The organism is Streptomyces sp. NPDC012935 (assembly GCF_042900345.1).
Classification (GTDB): domain Bacteria; phylum Actinomycetota; class Actinomycetes; order Streptomycetales; family Streptomycetaceae; genus Streptomyces.
Window position 1 is genome coordinate 251150 of sequence record NZ_JBIBBC010000008.1, and the last position, 21487, is coordinate 272636.

The following is a 21487-nucleotide window of genomic DNA, read 5'->3' on the forward strand; positions in this document are numbered from 1 at the left end:
GCCAGGGGCCCGCCCCAAAGGCGAAGGCCCTCCGCGCTTGCGAAGGGCCTTGGCTGTCTGTGCGCCGCCAGGGACTCGAACCCCGGACCCGCTGATTAAGAGTCAGCTGCTCTAACCAACTGAGCTAGCGGCGCTTGCTGACGGCGTAACTCTACATGACCTGCGGGTGTGGTCCGGACCGCGGGTGCAGGGCGGCCTGGGGTGGCCGGGGCGGCCGTAAACCATTCGGACCGTCAACATGCGAGTCCGGAAGACAGTTGTGAGACTGGCGGGGTGTACTGCCGCGGAGATATCCAACTGGAGTGTGAGGGGAATCGCATGGAGACTCGGACTCCGGTATTCGAGGAATTCGACCCTGCGAGTGACTGCGACTGCCCGGGATGCGTCCACTGGAGACGCGTTCTGCCGCATTCCACGACCGGCCGCCACCCTGCCGCCCACCGGGCGCTGATCCTCGCCGCAGCCGCCTCCACAACCCTTGCCGTAGGCCATACGGCCCCGGCCCTCGCCGCCCCCCACGTCACCGAACGCCCGGGCGTTCCCGCAGCTGACGAGCCCCCTACACCCCAGGGAGCCCCGGCCCCGCTGCACGGGCCGGGTGGGCAGCCGGCCCCGCCGACCGGCCCGATCAAGACGCCCGAGACCACCCGCGCGGAGATCATCACGCGGGCCAAGAAATGGGTCGCCGCGAAGGTTCCGTACAGCATGTCCAAGTACTGGTCGGACGGATACCGGCAGGACTGCTCGGGCTTCGTCTCGATGGCCTGGAACCTCCCCGGAAACGAATGGACCGGCAGCCTTCACGAGTACGGCGTACGCATCGCCAAGAAGGACCTGCAGCCCGGCGACATTCTGCTGTTCCACAATCCGGCGGACCCCGAGAAAGGCTCGCACGTCGTCATTTTCGGCGGTTGGACGGACCACACGCACACCTACTACGTCGCCTACGAGTCGACACCGCCGCACGCCCGCCGGAAGACCACGCCGTATGCCTACTCGAGCAACTCCGACCGTTACGTGCCCTACCGCTACAAGGGGCTCAAGAGCGCCACGACGGATACGACACCGGCCACCGGCGAGAAGGAGACCGGGGAGAAGGAGACCGTGAAGCCGGCCACCACGAAGCCGGCCACCGGGAAGCAGGACACCGCCGAACCGGCCACGCCCGAGCCGGCTACCCCCGAGCCGGCCACCGCGAAGCCGACCGCCGCTCAGCCGGTCACCCCCAAGCCCGGGGCCCCGCAGAGCGCGACGGCGTACCCCGGGCGGGCGTATTTCGGCCCGGGGGCCAACAACAAGCACGTTGAGCGGCTGGGCCGCCTCCTCGTCGAGCGCGGCGCCGGCCGGTACTACACCTCCGGTCCCGGCCCGCGCTGGACGGACGCCGACCGCAGGGCCACGCAGGCCTTCCAGCAGGCGCAGGGCTGGCGGGGCCAGGACGCGGTCGGGCTGCCGGGGCCGCAGACGTGGCTGCTGCTGGTGACGGGCAGGGGCAAGGACGTGCCGGGCGGGGCGGCGGCCGGGCCCGTGCAGCCGGCGTCGCACGGGGTGCCGGGCTATCCGGGGCGGGCGATGTTCCGGCCGGGCGCCGACAACGAGTACGTCACCCGGCTGGGCAGGCAGTTGGTGAAGAAGGGGTTCGGCAAGCACTACAAGACCGGGCCGGGACCGCGCTGGGGCGAGGCGGACCGGCGGGGCGTCGAGGCCTTCCAGCGTGCCCAGGGCTGGCGGGGCGGCGCGGCGGACGGCCTTCCGGGGCCGGAGACCTGGCGGCGGCTCTTCTCGTAACGCCGCGATCCGACAACCACTGCTGTGACGCATCTGGCGCGGAGGCTGGAGGCACGCATGACCACGACCACTTCTCACACGCCCGAACCCGAGGGGCTCGCCGCGGGGCTCGAGGTGCAGGCCGACGTGCCTGTCCGGCCCGCGCGGCTGATCCAGAACGAGGTGACCACCGAGATCCCCGTCCATCTGCTGTTCCGCGACGAGGCAGGCCCGGTGTCGGTGCCGCTGAGGCCGACTGTCGTGGCACGCCGGCAGGGTACGGGGGAGCAGCCGCGGCTGCGCCGGCCGATGCAGCCGAAGCCGCGTTCCGCTCCGGAGGTCGACCCGGACCTGGTGGAGCGGCCCGCACGGGTGCTGCCCGGGGCGGCGGGGGTGCTCGCCGGTGCCTGCGGGGCGGCCGGGTGCCTGGCCACCTCGTGGTGGGCCGGGGTACTGCCGCTGCTGGCGGTGGAGGCGCTGCGGTTGCCGGCGTCAGCCGGGGCCGGGCTGGGGCCCGCGCAGTGGGCGGCGTACGCGGGGGCCGGAGCCCTTGGGTGCGTCGGCCTGGGCGGGCTCGCGCGGGGGCGGACCGGGCGGGCCTGGGTGCTCGGGCTGTTCGGCCGCTACCAGGGCACGGTCCGGCGCACCGGACTGCTGTGGGTCAACCCGCTGCTGCTGCGCCGCCGGGTCGATGTCCGGCTGCGGCACTGGCGCAGCGAGACGATGCAGGCGGCGGACGGCAACGGGGTCGCGCTGCGGGTGGTCGTCCTGGTGGTGTGGCGGGTGAAGGACACCGCACGGGCGACGCTCGGGGTGGAGGACCACGAGCTCTACCTGCGCGAGTGCGTGGAGGCGGCGCTCGCCCGGGTGCCGGTGGAGATGCCGGGCGCCACGCGGGGTTGTGCCGAGGTGACCGCGGACGCGTTGACCCGGACGGTCGTGCGGGACGCGGGCGCGGTCGGGCTGGAGGTGTACTCGGTGCGGCCGGTGCGGGTGGAGTACGCCCCCGAGGTCGCCGCCGCGATGCACCGCCGCCGTATCGCCGCGCTGGACGCGCAGGCCCGGGCGACCATGCTCACCTCGGTCGTCGACTCGGTGGAGGACACGGTGACGACGCTGACCATGCGAGGCCTGGTCGAACTCGACGACTACGAACGCAAGGCGCTGGTCAAGGACTTGACCGTGGCGTTCTGCGCCGGGCGAGGGGAGACGGCGGTCTGACGGCGCGAACCTGACGGCACGTCGAACATGTTCGTCGATTGGTATGGACATGTTCAACAGTCAGCAATAATCTGGGACTTGGTCTAGACCTGCAAGCTCGCCGAACTTCCCCCACGTTCCCAGGAGCAGCAGCATGCGCAGAAAGACCAAGCTGTACGCCGCCGCACTCGGACTCACCACGGCCGGAGCCCTCGTGCTCTCCGCCGGAGGCGCGTCCGGCCACGGCTACACCGACCTCCCCATCAGCCGCCAGAAGCTCTGTCAGAACGGCACCGTGACCAACTGCGGCTCCATCCAGTGGGAGCCGCAGAGCGTCGAGGGCCCCAAGGGATTCCCGGGCTCAGGCCCGGCCGACGGGTCGATATGCAACGGCGGGCTGGGCCAGTTCAGCCAGCTCAGTGCGCCGAAGACGCCGTCCGGCGGCGCCTGGCCCACCACCAAGGTGACCGGCGGTCAGAACTACACCTTCCGCTGGCAGTTCACGGCCATGCACGCCACGACCGACTTCCGGTACTACGTCACCAAGCCGGGCTGGAACCAGAACCACAACCTGTCCCGCTCCGACCTCAACCTCACGCCGTTCTTCACGGTCCCGTACAACGGGCAGCGGCCGCCGTCCACGCTCTCGCACAGTGGCAGGCTGCCGTCCGGGCTGAGCGGCCACCACGTCATCCTCGCGGTGTGGACGATCGCCGACACGAGCAACGCGTTCTACGCCTGCTCGGACGTCACGTTCTGATCCGGCCGTGGATCTCTGAGCGTTACTTGAGACAGACGTGCTTCCCCCGAGGGTAGGTTCACCGCACCAGCAGTACCTGACCTCGGGGGAAGCGCTATGGACCTGTTCTTCTACCTGGTGCCCGGCCTCATTCTGGGCGTCGTGCTCTACGGCGCGTACCGCGTGGTGCGCCGCTCGCTGCAGATCCGTAGTGCCTGGAACAGCGGACTGACGGCCCAGGCGCGCTGTCTGCGCATGTTCACGACGACCCACGGCGGCAGCGGCGACACGTCCGTCAGCACCACGCTGCACCACGTCTACGAGTTCACCGCCCGCGACGGCCGCGTCGTCCGCTTCGAGGAGGAGGACGGCCCGGCGACCGTCCTCGAGGGCGACATCGTCACCGTCCACTACGCCGAAGGGCGCGACGTGGTCGCCACGGCCAAGGCGCCGCGCCGCGCCGTGCTGGCCGCGTCCACCGTCGGCGTGCTGGCGTTCCTCGGTGTGGCCGCGGTGTTCTGCGTGGGCTTCATGGTCACGTACCACCAGATGTCCGACGAGTTCGGCTTCGGTGAGGGCACCGACGAACCGGTGGACACGGTCGTCATCGACGGCGTCACGATGACGCCGTGACATGACCCTCCACATCTGACGCACCATCAATTAGCGTGCGCCGCCATGGAGTCCACTACAGGACACACGGTCGCGGAGCTCGTGGCGGCGCGCTGGGACGACCACCGGCCGGGGCTGTGGTTCGAGGGCGGGATGCTGACGCAGCACGAGATGGCGGCCGGGGCCGCCGTCCGGGCGGCGCTCCTGACCGACCTGCTGCCGAACGGCGCCGAGCCGCACATCGGCGTGCTGCTGGACAACACCCCCGAGTACCCCCTGTGGCTGAGCGCGGCCGCCCTCGCCGGGGCCGCCGTCGCCGGGATCAACCCCACCCGCCGCGGCGCCGAACTGGCCCGCGACATCCTGCACACCGAGTGCGGGGTCCTGGTCACCGAGCAGGCCCATCTGCCTCTGCTGGAGGGCCTCGAGATGCCCGGCGTACGCCTGCTGCTGACCGGGACGCCCGAGTACGACGCCCTGCTCGCCCCGTACGCCGAAGCCCGGCCCGACCCCTCCCGTGCCGCCCCGCACGACCGGCTCCTGCTCTATTTCACGTCAGGATCGACCGGCGCCCCCAAGGCCGCGATCTGCAGCCAGGGACGGCTGGCCGCGGCCGGGTACTCCCTGGCCGGCCAGTTCCGCGTCCGGCCCGACGACGTGCACTACGTCTGCATGCCGATGTTCCACGGCAACGCCGTGATCGCCGACTGGGCGCCCGCCCTCGCGGCCGGCGCGGGCGTGGCACTGCGGCGCCGGTTCTCGGCGTCGAGCTTCCTCGCGGACGTCCGGCGCTACCGGGCGACGTACTTCACCTACGTCGGCCGGGCGATCCAGTACCTCCTCGCCACCGAGCCGCGCCCCGACGACCGGGACAATCCGCTGCGGCTCGGCTTCGGGACGGAGGCGGGGGCGCAGGACGCGGCGGCTTTCGAGCGGCGGTTCGGGGTGCGACTGGTCGAGGGCTACGGCTCCTCCGAGGGCGGGGCCGCGATCCCGTGGGCGCCCGGGACTCCCCAGGGGGCGGTGGGCCGGGCGGGGGCCGGGCTCGTCGTACTGGACGCCGAGACGCGAAACGAGTGCCCGCCCGCGGTCTTCGATCCGGCCGGGCGGCTGCTGAACGGCGACGAGGCGATAGGAGAGCTGGTGAACCGGGCGCCGAACCCCTTCGAGGGGTACTGGCGCAATCCCGAGGCGGAAGCCGAGCGGCGGCGGAACGGCTGGTACTGGACCGGCGACCTGTTCTACCGGGACCGTGACGGCTATCTCTACTTCGCCGGCCGCACGGACGACCGGATCCGCGTCGACAGCGAGAACCTGGCCGCCGCGATGATCGAGAACATCCTCGCGCGGTACGAGGGGGCGTCCGCCGTAGCCGTGTACGCCGTGCCCGACCCGGTGACCGGGGACCAGGTGATGGCGACGATCGCCGGCACCTTCGATCCGGTGACCTTCGCGGACTTTCTGGCCGCTCAGCCCGATCTCGGGACCAAGATGGCGCCACGGTTCGTGCGGGTGGTGGCGCGGATGCCGGTCACGGCCACGAACAAGATTCACCGGGCGGGTCTGCGGAGGGAAGGCGTGCGGTGCGCCGACCCGGTGTGGTGGCGGCCGCCCGGAGAACGGACGTATCGGAGACTGGAAGACGCCGAAGGGCCTCCCGCTCCCACGAGAGGCCCTTCACCGGTGCGCCGCCAGGGACTCGAACCCCGGACCCGCTGATTAAGAGTCAGCTGCTCTAACCAACTGAGCTAGCGGCGCATGACTCGCGCCCACCGCGTTCACTGTGCTCCCGCGGCTGGCGACGGAGAAAATACTACCTGGTCCGCGGGGGTGCTTCCGACCACCGTCAGATGGCGAGGCTGAGCAGCACCGGCGCCGCATTCCGGTTCAGCGCGTCCGCCGCCTGGCGCAGCCGGTGGGCGTGCTCGAGCGGGAGCGAGAGGGCCAGGCAGCCCACCGACGACCCGGCCGTGATCGGGACCGCCGCGCACACCGTGCCCACCGCGTACTCCTGGAGGTCTAGGTGGGGCACCGTCGGCGGCTGGGACTCCAGGCGGGAGAGCAGGACCCGGTCGCTGGTGATCGTGCGCGAGGTGAGGCGGGCCATCTTGTGGCGGGAGAGGTGATCGCGCCGGCCGTTGTGGTCGAGCTGGCCGAGCAGGCTCTTGCCGATCGCGGTGGCGTGGGCCGAGAAGCGGAAGTCGACCCACTCGTTGACCACGGGGGTGGCCGGTCCCGCCGCGTACTGGTCGATCTTGATCTCGCCGTCGACGTACCGGCTGATGTAGACGGCGGCCCCGACCGAGTCGCGCAGCCGGTCGAGGGTGCGCTGGAGGTTCTCGCGCAGGGCCTGCTCGCGGCCCTGCGCGGAGCCCAGGCGGGCCAGGGCCTCGCCCGTGACGTACGCCCCGTCGGCTACCTGCTCGACGTAGCCCTCGCGGCGCAGCATCAGCAGGAGGCCGGTCAGGCGCTCGGGGCCGATACCCGTGTGCCGCGCGAGCTCGGCGTCGGTGACTCCGGTGCTGTGCCGCGCCACGGTCTCCAGGACGCGCAGGGCGTCCTGGGCCGAGTGGTACGGCGTCGTCGGCTCGTGCTGCAGCGCCACGGTTCCCCCTGCGGTCGCACGTCGCTTCTCATTGGGCCGGGTTCGGGTCAGCCAATCTCCTTCACGATAACGGGCAAGAGGCTGGTAGTGAGCGGTTGTTGACGAGATTGCGACGCCCCCGACCGCGGTACCAGCACTCTGGCATATGCCCACGTCAATGGCCGGTCCCGAAGTCACAGCACAGCGCTGAGGAACTCCCTCGTGCGGTCGTTCTCGGGGTCGTTGAAGATCTTCTCCGGACTGCCGGACTCGATCACCCGCCCGGAGTCGAACATCAGGACCTGGTCCGAGATGTCCCGGGCGAAATTCATCTCGTGGGTCACGCAGAGCATGGTGATGTCGGTGGTGCGGGCGATGTCCCGCAGCACGTCGAGGACGCCCGCGACCAGCTCCGGGTCCAGCGCGGAGGTGACCTCGTCGAGCAGCAGCACCTGCGGGCGCATCGCCAGTGCCCGTGCGATCGCCACCCGCTGCTGCTGGCCGCCGGACAGCTGTGTCGGGCGAGCGTCGCACTTGTCGGCGAGGCCGACCAGGTCGAGCAGCTCGCGGGCGCGCGCCTCCGCCTCGTCCTTGGGCAGGCCGAGGACGGTGACCGGGGCCTCGGTGATGTTCCGCAGCACGGTCATGTTCGGGAAGAGGTTGAACTGCTGGAAGACCATCCCGATGTTCTTGCGGACCTCGCGGACCTGCTTCTCGGGTGCCGGGAAGAGCTTGTCCCCGGCCACCGTGATGGTGCCCTCGTCCGGCTTGAGCAGGGTCATCAGCAGCCGCAGGATCGTCGTCTTGCCGGAGCCGGACGGGCCGATCAGTGTGACGTGCTTGCCGGACTCGACGGAGAAGTCGAGACCGTCGAGGACCGTGTTGGACCCGAAGCGCTTGGTGACGTGGTCGAAGCGGATCAGTTCGCTGCCGTCCACCGGCGGGTTGGCGCTCGCGTCGGGATCTTTCATCAGAGGGGTGTCAGCGGACAAGGCGTCGCTCCAGGGCTCGTACGAGAAGGGAGGCCGGGTAGGCGATGAAGATGAAGGCCACACCGATGACCGTCAGGGGCTCGGTGAACTGGAAGGTGTCCTGCGCGAACAGCCGCGCCTCACCGAGCATCTCCATGACCGTGATCGTCATCAGGATGGGGGTGTCCTTGAGCATCGCGATGACGTAGTTGCCGAGTGCGGGCACGACCCGGCGGATCGCCTGCGGGAGGATCACCACCCGCCACGTCCTGGTCACCGGCAGGTTCAGTGCCGTCGCGGCCTCCCACTGGCCGACGGGCACCGCCTCGATGCCGGCCCGGTAGACCTGCATCGTGTACGTCGAGTAGTGCAGCCCGATCGCGAAGACGCCGGTGGTCAGCGCCGAGGCGGTGATGCCCCACTCGGGCAGCACGTAGAAGAGGAAGAACAGCTGCACCAGCAGCGGGGTGTTGCGGATGAACTCCGTGACCGCCCCGACCGGCCAGCGCACGAAGCGGCTCGGTGCGCGCATCAGCAGCGCCCACACCAGGCCCAGCGCGAACGAGATCAGCGAGCCGAGGGCCAGGATCTGCAGGGTGAGCAGCAGTCCGTCCCAGAAACGCGGCATGAAGTCGGCGACAGCGCCCCAGTCCCAGGTCATCAGAGGGCACCTCCCGCGCCGACGCCGGTCGTCTCAGGACGGTGCAGCTCCTGGTCGGGCGTGCGCCCGACGGACTTGCCGACACCGGCCTTGAGCTTGCGTTCCAGTCCACGCATCCCCCGCGTGAGGAGGAAGGCGATGACGAAGTAGATCACCAGGACATACGTGTAGATCTCCGCGCTCTCCTGGAGCGCGAGGCGCACCAGGTTGGCGCTGAAGGCCAGGTCGCCCATGCCCATGACGGACACCAGCGCGGTGCCCTTGAGCAGCTCCACCAGCAGGTTGTTGAAGGAGGGGATCATCTCCGGTATCGCCTGCGGCAGCAGGATCAGCCGCATCCGCTGCCACGGCGTGAAGCTGAGCGCGATGCCGCCCTCACGCTGTGCCGGGTCGACGGAGTTGAGAGCGCCGCGCACGATCTCGGCGCCGTACGCCCCGTAGGTCAGTCCGAGTGCCAGCGTGCCCGCCCACAGCGGCACCAACTGCCAGCCGAACGCGACCGGCAGCACGAAGAACACCCAGAAGATCATGATCAGGGCGGAGGTCCCGCGGAACACCTCGGTGTAGACGCCCGCGAGGAAGCGGACTATCCACAGCCGGTGTGTGCGGGCCATGCCGACCCCGAACGCGACCGCCGTTGCCACCAGCGTGCTCAGCACCAGCAGCTGGACGGTGATCCAGATTCCTTGGAGTACGAGTTCCCAGAGTCCCGAGGTCATCCGCTCTTCCCTCCGCCGCACAGCTCCTTCGCGGTGAGGTCGGTCATCTCGGCCTCGGTGAAGCCGAAGGGCTTGAGGATGCGGAACAGTTCGCCGCTCTTCTTCAGCTTGTGCAGCTCGGCGTTGAAGGCGTCCCGCAGCGTGGTCTCGGTCCGCCGGAAGGCGAACGCGCCGCCGTCGACGTGCGGTTTGCCGCCGACGAGGGGCGCGAAGGCCTTGGTGGACTCCGCCTTGGCCGACTTCTTGACGACCTCACGGGTGGTCAGCGCCGTACCGGCGAAGACGTCCACGCGTCCCGCCTCGACCGCGTTCAGCCCCGCGACCTGGTCCGGGACGATGAGGATGTCGCTCTCCTTGTATCCCGCCTCGACGGCGTACTGGATCTCGGCATAGCCGGTCCCGGTGGCGAACTTGGCCTTCTTCTCGACGACGTCCTTGTAGTTGTGCAGGCCCTTCGGGTTGCCCTTGCGCACGATGAAGGAGTCGAGCATCTGATAGTCGGGGTCGGAGAAGATGACCTGTTCACAGCGCTCGGGATTGACGTACATCCCGGCGGCGACCGCGTCGAACTGCTGGGAGTTCAGCCCGGGGATCAGCGACCCGAACTCGGTGGGCACGGGCTGCACCCGGTCCACGCCGAGCCGCTTGAATATGACCTTCGCCAGCTCGGGCGCCTCGCCGGTGAGTTCACCGTTCTTGTCGATGTACCCGAAGGGAATCTCACCCGCGATTCCGAGCCGTACGACGCCGGCGGCGCGCAGCCGGTCGAGCAGCTCGCCGCCTTCCTTGGTGGAGGCCGTTGCCACACGCGAGCAGCCGGCCGCGCCCAGCGCGCCGAGCGCCGCCACCCCCGCGAGCAGCGACCGGCGTGTGGTCCCGGATCTGTGTTCGACTTGTGTTCGGACATGTTCCATAGGTGGAGCCATGGCCGCGCGGCTACCCGAGACCATGCGATGTATGCACCCTGGAATGCATGACTGAACGGTTCATCGAGGTGTCGCTGGTCAAGCGGGGCATTCACTGCACCGCCAAACTCCTGGACGATCGCGCCCCGCTCACCTGCGCGGCCGTCTGGGACGCCCTGCCCCTGACCGGCGACGTCTACCACGCCAAGTACGCCCGCAACGAGATCTACGCCCTCTTCCCGCCCTTCGCGGAAACGGAGCCGCCGCTGGAAAACCCGACAGTCACCCCCATTCCGGGCGATCTGTGCTATTTCGCCTTCGCCGGAACGGAACTGGGCACCAAGTCCTACGGCTACGACCGTGAGGTCCGCCCCGGCACGACGGTGGTCGACCTGGCCCTGTTCTACGAGCGCAACAACCTGCTCCTGAACGGCGACGTGGGCTGGGTGCCCGGCATCGTCTGGGGCCAGATCGTGGAGGGTCTGGAGGAGATGGCCCAGGGCTGCAACGACCTGTGGCGCTCGGGAGCGCTGGGGGAGTCGCTCAGCTTCCGGAGGGCGTGAGCCCGGCCCAGCCGGTCTCGTACAGCGCGTGAGCCGCCCGCAGCACCAGATCGTCCCGGTGCCGGGCGGCCACGAGTTGCAGGCCGATCGGCAGGCCGTCCCCGTCGGTGCCGACGGGGACGGTGGCCGCCGGCTGCTGGGTCAGGTTGAAGGGGTACGTGAACGGCGTCCAGCCCGTCCACCTGCGATGCCCCGAGCCCTTCGGGACCTCGGCGCCCGCCTCGAAGGCCGTGAGCGGGAGGGTCGGGGTGACGAGGAGGTCGTAGGTGTCGTGGAAGTGGCCCATACGGCGGCCCAGTTCCATCCGGACGTCCACCGCGGCCAGATAGTCGAGTGCGGTGAGGCGCGAGCCCGCGTCGCAGATCTCCTTCAGGCCCGGATCGAGCAACTCGCGCTGGTGCGGCCCCAGATGCTGGGTCACCCGGGCGGCTCCGGTGAACCACAGGGTGTGGAAGGCGTCCACCGGGTCGGTGAAGTCGGGGTCGGTCTCCTCGACGTACGCCCCCAGCCCCGCCAGCCGCTGCACCGCCCGCCGTACCGCCGCCGCGACGGCAGGGCGCACCGCCACCTGGCCGCCGAGCGAGGGCGAGTAGGCGACCCGCAGCCCGTGCACCCCGCCGGCCAGGCCCGACACGAAGGAACCCGGCGCCGACGGAAGGGCCGACCAGTCGCGCGAGTCGGGCGTGCCGATGACGTCCAGGAGCAGGGCCGCGTCGGCCGCGTCGCGGGTCATCGGGCCGACGTGCGCCAGAGTCCCGAAGGCGCTCGCGGGGTACAGCGGGACACGGCCGTACGTCGGTTTCAGGCCGAAGATGCCGCAGAACGCCGCCGGGATACGGACACTGCCGCCCCCGTCCGTGCCCAGCGCGAGCGGCCCCGCCCCGAGCGCCACGGCCGCCGCCGCGCCTCCGCTGGAGCCGCCCGCGGTGCGGGTCGGGTCGTACGGGTTGCGGGTGACGCCGGACTGAGGTGAGTCGGTGACGCCCTTCCAGCCGAACTCGGGGGTCGTCGTCTTGCCGAGGAAGACGGCGCCGTGCGCGCGCAGCCGGGCCACCGAGGGGGCGTCCTCGTCCCAGCTGCCCGCCTCGGAGATGGTTCTCGAGCCCTTCAGCGTCGGTCCGCCGCGCATCAGCAGGATGTCCTTCACGGTGACCGGAACGCCGTCGAGCAGCCCGGCCGGTTCGCCGCGCCGCCAACGGTCCGCCGACGCGCCGGCCTGTGCGAGTGCCTCCTCGGCGGTCAGCCGCACAAAGGCGTTGACCTCCGGCTGGATCCGTTCGGCCCGCTCCAGGGTCGCGCGGGTGGCGTCGACGGGACTGAACTCTCCTTTGCGGTAGCCGTCGAGGAGTTGTACGGCGGTCAGTTCGGTCAGATCCGTCATGCGTCGCCCTCCAGCCGTAGACATCAGCGTCCGGGTACGTACCCGCGCTGCTTGTCGACCACGTTCAGCAGCGGTCTGCCCGCTTCCCACCGCTCGTACAACTCCACGAACTGAAGCCCGAGTTCATCCCGCCAGCCGATCGTGTCCCCGCTCATGTGCGGCGAGACGATCAGGTTCGGGAGCTGCCACAACGGGCTCTCGGGGGTGAGGGGTTCATGCTCGAAGACGTCGAGCGCCGCACCCGCGATCCAGCGCTTGGCGAGGGCCTCGGCCAGCGCGTCCTCCACCACCAGCTGCCCGCGCCCGATGTTGATGAACCGGGCGGAGGGCTGCATGACGCCGAAGCGGCGGGCGTCGAACATGCCGTGCGTCCGGTCGGTGAGCGGCGCGGCCGCGATCACCCAGTCGGCGCGGGCGATCAGCCGGTCGAGGTCGTCGGGGCCGTGGATACCGGTGCGCGGGGTCCGGCCGACCAGCGCCGTGGTGATGTCGAGGGCCTTGAGCGTGCGGGCGATCGCACGGCCGATGGGGCCGGATCCCACCACACACGCGCGTGTGCCGGCGACGCGCTGCCCCTCCCGGTGCCGCCACTCCCGGGCGCCCTGCAGCTCCAGGGTTCTCGGCAGGTCCTTCGCCATCGCCAGCACCAGCGCGGCGACGTACTCGGCGATCGGCTGGTCGAAGATTCCGCGCGCGTTGGTGACCAGAGTGTCGGACTCGGTGAGCTCCGGGCACATCAGATGGTCCACACCCGCGCTGGCGGTGTGCACCCAGCGCGGCCGGGGCCCCTCACCCGGCCACGCGTGCCGTACGGCGTGGGAGCTGAAGTCCCAGACCAGCAGCACGTCGGCGTGCGGCAGCCGGTCGGCGAGGGTCGACTCGTCCGCGTGCTCGACGCGGGCGCGACCGGTGAGGCGGCCGAGGCGGGGGAGGGGCTCGGCGTCGAGGACGAGGAGCGTCGGAGTGGTGTCGGACCGGGAGTCGGAGGCGGGTGTCGGACCGGGGGTGGGTGCGGTCATACGGGGTCGTCTCTCCGGGGTCTGCGGGGGCGGTTCTCGGAGTTCTGCTGTATCGGATGGCCGTCTGACATGCGAGGTTTGACCACGCTCGCACCCGAACCTACCTTCGTCAACACGGGCGTGCGTACGGTCCGTTGCTCACCTGTTTCTCGTAGTGAGGGCGGTGCCTGCAATGAGCTCCCTGGACATCTCCTTCCTCGGCGGACCTCGACCCCAGCGTGGGGTCGGAGTCGTCGCCCCCTTCGACTTCGCGCTGGACCGGGAACTCTGGCGCTGGGTGCCGGACGAGGTCTCGCTGCATCTGACCCGCACACCGTTCGTCCCGGTCGAGGTCAGCCTCGATCTGGCCCGTCTGGTCAGCGAGCACGAGACGCTGAGCGAGGGTGTGCGCACTCTGAACGCGATTGCCCCCGAGGTCATCGCCTACGCCTGCACCTCCGGCAGTTTCGTCGGCGGCATCGCGGGCGAGAGGGCGATGTGCGCGGCGATGACCCGGGCGGGCGCGGTGCCGTCCATCACCACGTCCGGTGCGCTCCTGGAGGCACTGGCCGAGCTCGGCGTACGGCGGGTGGCGCTCGTGACGCCGTACACCGTGTCGGTGACGCGGGCGCTGGAGGAGTACGTCGCGGAGGCCGGGACCGTGGTCACGGGCTGCGCGTTCATGGGACTGACCCGGCACATCTGGAAGGTGCCGTACCGCGATGTGGCCGACATGGCCCGCCAGGCCGTACGCCGTGCCGCCGACGCCCTCTTCATCAGCTGCACCAACCTCCCCACCTACGACGTGATCCCCCAGCTGGAGGCGGAGCTGCGCATCCCGGTGCTCTCGGCCAACCAGGTGACCATGTGGGCTGCGCTGCGCCGACTGGGTACCCGAGCGGTGGGGCCGTATCAGGCGCTGATCGAACCGGCGGCGCGTGGCGGTGCGGCACTTCCGGAAGTACCGGATGTACCAGAGCAGGAACAGCAATAGGAGCAGCAAGCAGCAGGAAGGCTGACATGACGGCACTCGGATTCCTCTACCCGGGCCATTCCGCCGAGGACGACTACCCACGCATCGAGCAGTTGATCGCCAGCGACATCCGGCTCGACCTGGTGCACACCGACATCGGCGAGGACGCGCACCGGGTGGACGCGCTGCTGCGGATGGGCTCGGCCGAGCGGCTCGCGGCAGGTGTGGAGGCGCTGCGGCTGACGGGCGCCGAGGCGGTCGTGTGGGCGTGCACGAGCGGCAGCTTCGTCTACGGCTGGGAGGGCGCCCACGAGCAGGTGCGCACCCTGGCCGTCGCGGCGGGCATGCCGGCGTCGTCGACGTCCTTCGCCTTCGCGCATGCGGTACACGAGCTCGGGGTGCGGCGGGTGGCGATCGGCGCGACGTACCCCGACGACGTGGCCGGTCTCTTCTCGGACTTCTTGCGTGCCGGGGATGTGGAGGTGGTGTCGGTCCGGGGTTCCGGCATCATCACGGCGGCGGAGGTCGGAACCTGGGGCGAGAAGGAAGTGTTCGCCCTGGCGAAGGAGGCCGACCATCCCGACGCCGAGGTGGTCCTCCTCCCGGACACGGCCCTGCACACCGCGTCCCACATCCCGGCCCTGGAGCAGCACCTCTCCAAGCCGGTCCTCACCGCCAACCAGGTCACGGTCTGGGAGGCCCTGCGGCTCACGGCCCGCCGGGTGAACGCCCCGGCGCTGGGTGCACTGTTCACCAAGGAGCCGATCGTGCAGGCCTAGCGCCCGCGCCCTTCCGTCCGCCCCAGACCCCGGCTCCGGCCGGCACGATCCAGCCCCGTCCGGTGTTAGCGGACGAGGCCGTTCAGGCCGACAGCGGGGGTCTGGGGGCGGCAGCCCCCAGGGGCGGCACGGGAAGGGGCGGCGGGGGCGAGGGAATAAACCGGAGTCACCCTCCTGTTAATGCCGGACGGACACCGCACGGCACAACGCAGGAGGCACACGTGGCGGCAGACGAGAACCGGGGCCCGGCAGACGGGATCCGGGGCACAGCACAGGGCACCGCCCCCGTCCCCCTCTCCGTACTGGACCTGGTCACGGTCAGCTCCGGTCACACGGCCACCGAAGCCCTCCGCACCAGCGTCGAGCTGTCCCGCCTCGCGGAGGCCCGGGGCTTCCACCGCTACTGGGTCGCCGAACACCACTCCATGCCGGGCGTGGCCTCGTCCTCCCCCGCGGTGATCCTCGCCCACCTGGCCGCCCACACCACCCGCATCCGCCTCGGCTCGGGCGGCGTGATGCTGCCGAACCACGCCCCGCTGATCATCGCGGAGCAGTTCGGCACCCTGGAGGCCATGGCCCCCGGCCGCATCGACCTCGGCCTCGGCCGGGCCCCCGGCACGGACGGCGCCACCGCAGCCGCCCTGCGCCGGACCGATCACCTGAACGAGGGCGCCGACGACTTCCCCGAGCAGCTCGCGGAGCTCACCCGCTTCCTCGACGACGACTTCCCGGACCGCCACCCCTACCGCCGCATCCACGCCGTCCCCGGCCCCGTCCAGGCGACGTCACCCGGCGGCGTCCAGTCCCCGCACCGCCCCCCGATCTGGCTGCTCGGCTCCTCCGGCTTCAGCGCCCGCCTCGCCGCCGTCCTCGGCCTGCCCTTCGCCTTCGCGCACCACTTCTCGGCCAGGAACACCATCCCGGCCCTGGACCTGTACCGAGAGTCCTTCCAGCCCTCGGCCGTCCTCGACCGCCCGTACGCCCTCATCGGTGTCTCCGCGCTCGCCACCGACGAGGAGAAGGAGGCCCGCCGGCAGGTCGAGGCCGCCGCCCTCGGCATGGTCCGCCTGCGCACCGGCCGCCCCGGCCTCATCCCGGCGCCCGAGGAGGCCGAGGCCTACGAATTCACGCCGATGGAGCGCGAGTTCGCCGACTCCTGGAACGCCAACGTCATCCACGGCACCCCCGACGAGGTCCGCTCCGGCCTCGACGACCTCCAAAAGCGCACCGGCGCCGACGAGTTGATGATCACGAGCAACGCGCCCGGCATGGACGTACGCCTGCGCTCGTACGAACTCATCGCGGATGCCTACGGGTTGCCGACCGTCTGACCCGATCAGCTACACCCGTACGCCCAGCAACTCGGAGATACGATCCGGCGACACCGGCCGTGAGTACAGCCACCCCTGGCCGGTGTCGCAGCCGATCCGCCGCAGTCGTGAGGCCTGCGCCAGCGTCTCCACGCACTCCGCCGTGACCGTCAGGCCGAGCCGGTGGGCCAGCTGGATCATCGCCTCGACCACGACCTCGTCGGCAGGGTTCGGGGGGACGGCCGCGCTGTTGTCGCTCTCGTACTGGAAGCCCCGTACGAAGGAGCCGTCCAGCTTCAGGACGGAGACCGGCAGCCGGCTGAGGTACGCGAGGTTCGAGTAGCCCGTGCCGAAGTCGTCGATCGCGATGCGTACGCCCATGTCGCTGAGGGCCTGGAGGTCCTGGAGGGGGCGCCCCGCCGACCCCATGACCGCCGACTCGGTCAGCTCCAGCTGGAGCAGATGCGGGGCGAGTCGGGTCTCGTCGAGGATCCGGGCCACGTCCGCCACCAGGTCGGAGTCCCAGACCTGGCGGACGGCCACGTTCACGCTCACGAAGATGGGCGGCTCGTCGGGATGGGCCTCCTGCCACGACTGGGCCTGGCGGCAGGCGGTCTCCAGGATCCAGCGGCCGAGCGGCACGATCGAGCCGTCCTCCTCGGCCAGTCCGATGAACCGATTCGGCGCCAGTACGCCGAACTGAGGATGATTCCAGCGGACAAGCGCCTCGACACCGCGCAGCCGGCCGTCGTCCATGCTCACCAACGGCTGGTACTCCAGCGCGAACTCACCGCGCTCGATCGCCGGCCGGAGCGTGGAGGCGAGGGCCTGGCGGGTCATGCGGTGGGCGTTGCGTTCGGGGTCGAAGAGCGTCCAGCGGTCCTTGCCGTCGGCCTTCGCCCAGTACAGCGTCGTGTCGGCGGCCTGCATCAGGGCGGTGGGGGTGGTGCCGGCCGCGTGGCGTTCCACGACGCCGATCGAGGCGGACACCGACAGGCGCCGGCCGCAGATCTCGAAGGGGGCCCGCAGGGATTCGAGCACGGACTCGGCGAGGTCGGCGAGTTGCTCGGTGCCTGTCGAGTCCTCGACGAGCAGGGCGAATTCGTCACCGCCAAGCCGGGCCACCAGGGGTGGGATCGACCTGGTGTGTCCCGCTTCCTCGGCGCAGTGTGTCAACCGCTCGGCGACGGCGGCCAGCAGCTTGTCGCCGACCCGGTGGCCGAGGGTGTCGTTGATCGCCTTGAAGCCGTCAAGGTCCAGGTAGCACAGGCCGATTCGGCCGGTGGTGCCGCTCTCGTCGTACGACTCCACCTCCAGCGCGGCCGTCAGCCGCTCGAAGAACAGGGTGCGGTTGGGCAGCCGGGTCACCAGGTCGTGCATCTGCAAGTGCCGCAGCCGCGCCTGGAGTTCGCGCTGCGAGCTGATGTCGGCGACGGAGAACAGGACGCCGCCGGGCTCCGCGCCGGGCAGGGGCGCGACCGTGACCTGTGCCCACAGGGAGCTTCCGTCCGGGTGCTTGATGCGGCGCGTGCAGCTCAGTTCGGCCTGCCGGCCGCGCAGCACCTCGCGATAGGTGTGCCAGGTGCGGGCGTCGGACGCGAGGTCCACCAGATCGGCGGCGACCGCCCCGGCGAGATCCTCGGGGGTCGTGCCGAGCAGGTCGGCGAAGGACGGGTTGGCGCCGGTCACCAGGCCCTCGCGGTCTACCACGGCCATCGCCAGGGGGGCGGCGCAGAAGGCTGCGGAGGCGGCGGGGTGGGGCGGCGCCGCAGTACCGGGGGATGGCTGTTGGTTACTCTCTGTCACGGCTGCCCCGATGAGGTCTGCCGCGGGCGTCGGCCCTTCGGACGTTCCGCTCACCGCTCGCTCCCGCAGTGCACTCGTTCTTCGGATGGGTCTCATCGGAATGGCCGGCCGGGTGAAAGGGGGTGCCCCCGTGCTCGGGCGAAGCTGAGCCCTGGGGGCGGCCACCGGGCCGTGTCCGTGCAGGAAAGTGTCAGGAAAGTGTGCCGATCATAGAGGCTGGCCCGAGGGCCTTCCACCTACTGTTCAGTGTTCCCGCGTGACGCGCGCTTCTGACAGATCGTTTCTGCCCGCACGTGGACGGCTTCTTAGGACCCCCGACCAGTTGTGACGTTCCGTGAGCGATTCGGGGGTGTCGGTTCTGACGATCCCTCGTCCCTCTCACCCATCTGGTGCAGCTGAACAGGACGTAGTACGACAATCCGACACAGGCTGGGTGCGGTGTCCCGCGAACCGCTCCCGGAGGTCCACGTGCCGCGTCAGTTCCCCCTGCTCCGTGGGCTGGGCCTGCTGCGGGACCGGCCCCGACTGCGCAGCACCGCCGCCGTGTTCACGACGATGTCGGCGCTCGCCGCGACCTCCCTGGTGGCCGGCCCCTCGGTCGCGGAACCGTTCGACCCCGCGCCGTGCGCCCTCAAGCGCACCGCGGCCCACCACTCCGAGGGCCTGGACACCTGGAACGCCGCCTATCCGCGCCCGACCCGCGAACTCGACGCGGTCATGGTGTTCCTGTCCTTCCCGGACTCGGCCCCCCTGACGACCCCCGCCGAACTGACGGCCGACCACTTCCCGGCCACCACCCGCTTCTTCGAACGCGCCTCCTACGGCAGATTCACCCTGCGCCCGCATCCGCTCCGGCACTGGCTCCGCATGCCACGCCCGTCGACGGCGTACGCCATACAGCGTGACTGGCGCGTCACCGACCGGGCCGCCTACCTGCGCGACGCGCTCGCCGTGGCGGACCGGGAGGTGGACTTCTCCCGCTACGACATCGTCTACTTCGTCGCCGACCCGGACGCGCCCGGCGTCGACTCCGACGCCACGAAAGTCGTCAACCTGGACACCCCGCTGCACGCCGACGGCACCGACATCCGGCGCGTCGTCACGGTGTTCGAGAACCATCCACCGGACCGCCTGGTCCTCGCCCACGAGACCGGGCACGTCTTCGACCTGCCGGACCTGTACCACCGGCCGGTGGACGGCAAGGGTGACTGGGACACCCACGTCGGCGACTGGGACCTGATGGGCAGCCAGTTCGGCATGGCGCCGGATCTGTTCGGCTGGCACAAGTGGAAGCTCGGGTGGCTGGAGCCGCGGCAGGTGGTGTGCGTGCAGGGGCAGGGCGCCGGCTCCACGCGGCTGACGCTGGAGCCGCTGTCGGCGGGGCCCGGGGTCCCGGCGCAGACGGGGGCGGCCGGGGCACCCGGCCCGTACGGGGCATTCGGTACGTATGGGGGGTACGGCGGTGCGTATGGCGGTGCGTATGGCGGTGCGTACGGCGGTGCGTATGGCAGTTCGCCCGGGGCGGCCGTCCCGGGCTTCGGGCTGGGCCGCGGCATCAAGCTCGCCGTCGTGCCCACCGGGCCGGAGAGCGCCCTCGCCTTCGAGGTGCGCGGCTCGGTGGGCAATGACGTGCAGGGCTGCCGGCAGGGGGTGCTGGTGTATCGGGTGCGCAGCGAGACCGAGTCCGGGGGCGGGCCGGTCGAGGTGATCGACGCCCATCCGCACAGTGAGGCCTGCTGGGAGGAGTCCGTGTATCCGCCGCTCGCGGACGCGCCGGTGGGGCTCGGTGAGAGCTTCACGGTGCGCGAGGAGGCCGTGCGGGTGGACGTGGAGGGGCGGACGGCTGCGGGGGCGTGGACGGTGAAGATCACGACGGTCAGGTAGCGCGTGCGCCGAGTGCCGGGTCGCTCAGCCGCTCGGGTGTGCGCCGGGGTGGTACGGGCACGCCAGGTGCCCGGTGGTGTGCCGGGGCGGTAGCAGTCCGTGCCGTGGGCCGGTTGTGTGCCGGACCGGCCGGTTGTGCGCCCGGCGAGCGGGTTGCGCGCGGGGGGCACGCGAAAAGCCCCTCGCTTCCGCGAGGGGCTTTCACTGTCTGTGCGCCGCCAGGGGACTCGAACCCCGGACCCGCTGGTGCTGCATTTCCCGGGGGACGACCCCCAGACCCCCAGCCGCCCCTGCGGGACCGGGAGATTTCTCCTCAAAGGAGAAGGCCCCCGCTTTCGCAAGGGGCCTTCACTGTCTGTGCGCCGCCAGGGACTCGAACCCCGGACCCGCTGATTAAGAGTCAGCTGCTCTAACCAACTGAGCTAGCGGCGCCTGCTGACGTCGTAGACCTTAGCACCCTGATCGGGGTGGGGAAAAATCGATATCCGAACGGCAGCGCGAGCCGCCCGCACGGCTGCCCAGAGCAGTACCTCGGGGCCCGGCAGCCAGGGATCACGGGTGTCGGGGGCGACCAGCCAGCGGGAGCCGGAGGGGGTGTCGCTGCCGTACCCGCCCGGGACGGTCACGGCGTCTCCGGCGCCGTGGCACAGGAGGGGCGGGACGTCGCGCACGCGGCCGAACTCCTCCCATTGCAGCAGCGAGGGCAGCCGCTGGGCCGTGCCGGGCGCGGCGAACAGCAGCATCCGGCCCCGGAGCATCGCCACCGGTCCCGATCCCGGCCCTTCCTCCCAGAGCCGGTCGACCATGCGCCGGCCGAAGATCGCGGGTGCGCTCACGACGTCGAAGACGGAACCGCAGCCCAGGACCACGGGGGCTGTCGGCTGCTCGTCCCAGAGCGCCCGGGTACTGCGCGGATACGGTTCTGCGGAAGCGAGCCAGGCGGCGCCGTCCGCGGTGAGGGAGGCGGGCGAGAACGGGGCGTTGCGTGCGCTGCTCATGGCAGATACATCTACCGAGGGTGAGCGCTTGCTTCCCGAGAGTTCCCGGAATCCAGGACAGGGCGGGGTGGCAGGGCGTATCTTGCCCGCCCGCCTGGCATATGCCATGGGGGTGTACGCCCGGGTCGGTCCCGCCGGTCCTGTCGGTCGGTCACACCGGTCCTGTCGGTCACACCGGTCCCGTCGGTCACACCGGGTCGACGTGCCCCGGTCCCTCGACCCCCCGCATCAGATCCCTGCCGAACTCGACCATCTTCTTGGCGTAGTCCTCGGTCCATTCGGCCTGCGCGGCGATGTCGGCGGGTGTCAGCCGGTCGAAGCGCCGGGGATCCGCCAGCTGGGCCGCCGCGATGGCCTGGAACTCCATCGCACGGTCCGTCGCCGCCCGGAACGCCTGCGTCAGCTCGGTCGCCCGCGCCAGCAGCTCCCGCGGGTCGTCGATCGACTCCAGGTCGAAGAAGTGCTCCGGGTCGGAGGCTGCCTGCGCGGGCTCGAAGAGCAGGGGCGCGGGGCGTAGCCGCGGTTCGTTCCGACGCGGCGTGGGCTCCGCCATGTCTTGTCCTCCTCGTACGTCACCGATCTCGAAGGTCACCGTCCCCCTCCCCCGCAAGCGGAGGCGTCCCCAGCGGACCGGCCC

General features: G+C 70.7%; 20 protein-coding genes and 3 tRNA genes. 10 read left to right on the top strand and 13 right to left on the bottom strand.

The window, feature by feature from the left end; genetic code table 11:
• Nucleotides 1–60 precede the first annotated feature (60 nt).
• Nucleotides 61–134, bottom strand: a tRNA-Lys gene (locus ACFY5C_RS21475).
• Nucleotides 135–318: 184 nt separating this feature from the next.
• On the opposite strand from ACFY5C_RS21475, the gene ACFY5C_RS21480 reads away from it, so the two are divergent.
• From ACFY5C_RS21480 to ACFY5C_RS21500, 5 genes are all read left to right on the top strand, one after another.
• Nucleotides 319–1788 carry a peptidoglycan-binding protein gene (locus ACFY5C_RS21480; RefSeq protein WP_389446461.1) on the top strand — a complete coding sequence of 490 codons (1470 nt, stop codon included), beginning with the start codon at nt 319–321 and terminating at the stop codon, nt 1786–1788.
• Nucleotides 1789–1845: 57 nt separating this feature from the next.
• Nucleotides 1846–2988, top strand: coding sequence for an SPFH domain-containing protein (locus tag ACFY5C_RS21485; RefSeq protein WP_389446462.1), 1143 nt, complete (start codon nt 1846–1848; stop codon nt 2986–2988).
• A gap of 133 nt (nt 2989–3121) precedes the next feature.
• Nucleotides 3122–3727: a lytic polysaccharide monooxygenase gene (locus tag ACFY5C_RS21490; protein WP_389446463.1), complete on the top strand. Its 606-nt coding sequence runs from the start codon at nt 3122–3124 to the stop codon at nt 3725–3727.
• 96 nt (nt 3728–3823) lie between these two features.
• A complete protein-coding gene (locus tag ACFY5C_RS21495) occupies nt 3824–4339 on the top strand; it encodes a hypothetical protein (RefSeq protein ID WP_389446464.1) in 516 nt (171 codons plus the stop codon).
• Between the two features lie 45 nt (nt 4340–4384).
• Entirely contained in the window at nt 4385–6037 is a 1653-nt protein-coding gene (locus ACFY5C_RS21500; protein ID WP_389446465.1) for a long-chain-fatty-acid--CoA ligase, read from the top strand.
• On the opposite strand, the gene ACFY5C_RS21505 is transcribed toward ACFY5C_RS21500, so the two are convergent.
• From ACFY5C_RS21505 to ehuB, 6 genes are all read right to left on the bottom strand, one after another.
• Nucleotides 6003–6076, bottom strand: a tRNA-Lys gene (locus tag ACFY5C_RS21505). The two genes, ACFY5C_RS21500 and ACFY5C_RS21505, sit on opposite strands and share 35 nt — an antisense overlap.
• Nucleotides 6077–6164: 88 nt before the next feature.
• A complete protein-coding gene (locus tag ACFY5C_RS21510; protein WP_389446466.1) occupies nt 6165–6923 on the bottom strand; it encodes an IclR family transcriptional regulator in 759 nt (252 codons plus the stop codon).
• Between the two features lie 173 nt (nt 6924–7096).
• Nucleotides 7097–7873: an ectoine/hydroxyectoine ABC transporter ATP-binding protein EhuA gene (ehuA, locus tag ACFY5C_RS21515; protein WP_389446468.1), complete on the bottom strand. Its 777-nt coding sequence runs from the start codon at nt 7871–7873 to the stop codon at nt 7097–7099.
• Nucleotides 7874–7883: 10 nt separating this feature from the next.
• Nucleotides 7884–8534 carry an ectoine/hydroxyectoine ABC transporter permease subunit EhuD gene (gene ehuD / locus ACFY5C_RS21520; protein ID WP_389446470.1) on the bottom strand — a complete coding sequence of 217 codons (651 nt, stop codon included), beginning with the start codon at nt 8532–8534 and terminating at the stop codon, nt 7884–7886.
• Nucleotides 8534–9253, bottom strand: a complete 720-nt coding sequence (gene ehuC / locus ACFY5C_RS21525; protein WP_383239146.1) for an ectoine/hydroxyectoine ABC transporter permease subunit EhuC — start codon at nt 9251–9253, stop codon at nt 8534–8536. The genes ehuD and ehuC overlap by 1 nt, the downstream gene beginning before the upstream one ends.
• Entirely contained in the window at nt 9250–10179 is a 930-nt protein-coding gene (gene ehuB / locus ACFY5C_RS21530; RefSeq protein WP_389446472.1) for an ectoine/hydroxyectoine ABC transporter substrate-binding protein EhuB, read from the bottom strand. Before ehuB ends, ehuC begins: the two co-directional genes overlap by 4 nt.
• 47 nt (nt 10180–10226) lie before the next feature.
• Between ehuB and ACFY5C_RS21535 the strand changes: the two genes are divergently transcribed.
• Complete coding sequence (locus ACFY5C_RS21535) at nt 10227–10721, top strand: DUF3830 family protein (protein ID WP_389446474.1); 495 nt, start codon at nt 10227–10229, stop codon at nt 10719–10721.
• On the opposite strand, the gene ACFY5C_RS21540 is transcribed toward ACFY5C_RS21535, so the two are convergent.
• A complete protein-coding gene (locus ACFY5C_RS21540) occupies nt 10702–12102 on the bottom strand; it encodes an amidase (protein ID WP_389446476.1) in 1401 nt (466 codons plus the stop codon). The two genes, ACFY5C_RS21535 and ACFY5C_RS21540, sit on opposite strands and share 20 nt — an antisense overlap.
• Before the next feature lie 23 nt (nt 12103–12125).
• Entirely contained in the window at nt 12126–13121 is a 996-nt protein-coding gene (locus tag ACFY5C_RS21545) for a D-2-hydroxyacid dehydrogenase (RefSeq protein ID WP_389446477.1), read from the bottom strand.
• 181 nt (nt 13122–13302) lie between these two features.
• Between ACFY5C_RS21545 and ACFY5C_RS21550 the strand changes: the two genes are divergently transcribed.
• The 3 genes from ACFY5C_RS21550 to ACFY5C_RS21560 all read left to right on the top strand — a co-directional run bounded on the left by ACFY5C_RS21550 (nt 13303) and on the right by ACFY5C_RS21560 (nt 16183).
• Nucleotides 13303–14094 (top strand): aspartate/glutamate racemase family protein, encoded by a 792-nt coding sequence (locus ACFY5C_RS21550; protein ID WP_389446694.1) that lies wholly within the window; start codon nt 13303–13305, stop codon nt 14092–14094.
• A gap of 26 nt (nt 14095–14120) precedes the next feature.
• Nucleotides 14121–14852, top strand: coding sequence for a decarboxylase (locus tag ACFY5C_RS21555; protein WP_389446479.1), 732 nt, complete (start codon nt 14121–14123; stop codon nt 14850–14852).
• 221 nt (nt 14853–15073) lie between these two features.
• Nucleotides 15074–16183 (top strand): LLM class flavin-dependent oxidoreductase, encoded by a 1110-nt coding sequence (locus ACFY5C_RS21560; protein ID WP_389446480.1) that lies wholly within the window; start codon nt 15074–15076, stop codon nt 16181–16183.
• Nucleotides 16184–16192: 9 nt separating this feature from the next.
• Here the strand turns inward: ACFY5C_RS21560 and ACFY5C_RS21565 are convergent, their stop codons facing one another.
• Nucleotides 16193–18022 (bottom strand): putative bifunctional diguanylate cyclase/phosphodiesterase, encoded by a 1830-nt coding sequence (locus tag ACFY5C_RS21565; protein WP_389446482.1) that lies wholly within the window; start codon nt 18020–18022, stop codon nt 16193–16195.
• Nucleotides 18023–18406: 384 nt separating this feature from the next.
• Here ACFY5C_RS21565 and ACFY5C_RS21570 point away from each other — a divergent pair, with 384 nt between their 5' ends.
• Entirely contained in the window at nt 18407–19852 is a 1446-nt protein-coding gene (locus tag ACFY5C_RS21570) for a M6 family metalloprotease domain-containing protein (RefSeq protein WP_389446484.1), read from the top strand.
• A 358-nt stretch (nt 19853–20210) separates the two neighbouring features.
• On the opposite strand, the gene ACFY5C_RS21575 is transcribed toward ACFY5C_RS21570, so the two are convergent.
• The 3 genes from ACFY5C_RS21575 to ACFY5C_RS21585 form a co-directional block, all read right to left on the bottom strand.
• Nucleotides 20211–20284 (bottom strand) — tRNA-Lys (locus tag ACFY5C_RS21575).
• Nucleotides 20275–20850 carry a bifunctional DNA primase/polymerase gene (locus ACFY5C_RS21580; protein WP_389446486.1) on the bottom strand — a complete coding sequence of 192 codons (576 nt, stop codon included), beginning with the start codon at nt 20848–20850 and terminating at the stop codon, nt 20275–20277. Before ACFY5C_RS21580 ends, ACFY5C_RS21575 begins: the two co-directional genes overlap by 10 nt.
• Nucleotides 20851–21037: 187 nt before the next feature.
• Nucleotides 21038–21403, bottom strand: a complete 366-nt coding sequence (locus ACFY5C_RS21585) for a hypothetical protein (protein ID WP_389446488.1) — start codon at nt 21401–21403, stop codon at nt 21038–21040.
• Nucleotides 21404–21487: the final 84 nt, after the last annotated feature.

What these genes read in the sequence shown, in the direction of transcription:
- ACFY5C_RS21485 (WP_389446462.1), top strand. Translation starts at nt 1,846, where the DNA reads ATGACCACGACCACTTCTCACACGCCCGAACCCGAGGGGCTCGCCGCG.
- ehuD (WP_389446470.1), bottom strand. Translation starts at nt 8,534, where the DNA reads ATGACCTGGGACTGGGGCGCTGTCGCCGACTTCATGCCGCGTTTCTGG.
- ACFY5C_RS21495 (WP_389446464.1), top strand. Translation starts at nt 3,824, where the DNA reads ATGGACCTGTTCTTCTACCTGGTGCCCGGCCTCATTCTGGGCGTCGTG.
- ACFY5C_RS21555 (WP_389446479.1), top strand. Translation starts at nt 14,121, where the DNA reads ATGACGGCACTCGGATTCCTCTACCCGGGCCATTCCGCCGAGGACGAC.
- ACFY5C_RS21535 (WP_389446474.1), top strand. Translation starts at nt 10,227, where the DNA reads ATGACTGAACGGTTCATCGAGGTGTCGCTGGTCAAGCGGGGCATTCAC.
- ACFY5C_RS21540 (WP_389446476.1), bottom strand. Translation starts at nt 12,102, where the DNA reads ATGACGGATCTGACCGAACTGACCGCCGTACAACTCCTCGACGGCTAC.
- ehuA (WP_389446468.1), bottom strand. Translation starts at nt 7,873, where the DNA reads ATGAAAGATCCCGACGCGAGCGCCAACCCGCCGGTGGACGGCAGCGAA.
- ACFY5C_RS21490 (WP_389446463.1), top strand. Translation starts at nt 3,122, where the DNA reads ATGCGCAGAAAGACCAAGCTGTACGCCGCCGCACTCGGACTCACCACG.
- ehuC (WP_383239146.1), bottom strand. Translation starts at nt 9,253, where the DNA reads ATGACCTCGGGACTCTGGGAACTCGTACTCCAAGGAATCTGGATCACC.
- ACFY5C_RS21480 (WP_389446461.1), top strand. Translation starts at nt 319, where the DNA reads ATGGAGACTCGGACTCCGGTATTCGAGGAATTCGACCCTGCGAGTGAC.
- ACFY5C_RS21585 (WP_389446488.1), bottom strand. Translation starts at nt 21,403, where the DNA reads ATGGCGGAGCCCACGCCGCGTCGGAACGAACCGCGGCTACGCCCCGCG.
- ehuB (WP_389446472.1), bottom strand. Translation starts at nt 10,179, where the DNA reads ATGGCTCCACCTATGGAACATGTCCGAACACAAGTCGAACACAGATCC.
- ACFY5C_RS21580 (WP_389446486.1), bottom strand. Translation starts at nt 20,850, where the DNA reads ATGAGCAGCGCACGCAACGCCCCGTTCTCGCCCGCCTCCCTCACCGCG.
- ACFY5C_RS21545 (WP_389446477.1), bottom strand. Translation starts at nt 13,121, where the DNA reads ATGACCGCACCCACCCCCGGTCCGACACCCGCCTCCGACTCCCGGTCC.
- ACFY5C_RS21500 (WP_389446465.1), top strand. Translation starts at nt 4,385, where the DNA reads ATGGAGTCCACTACAGGACACACGGTCGCGGAGCTCGTGGCGGCGCGC.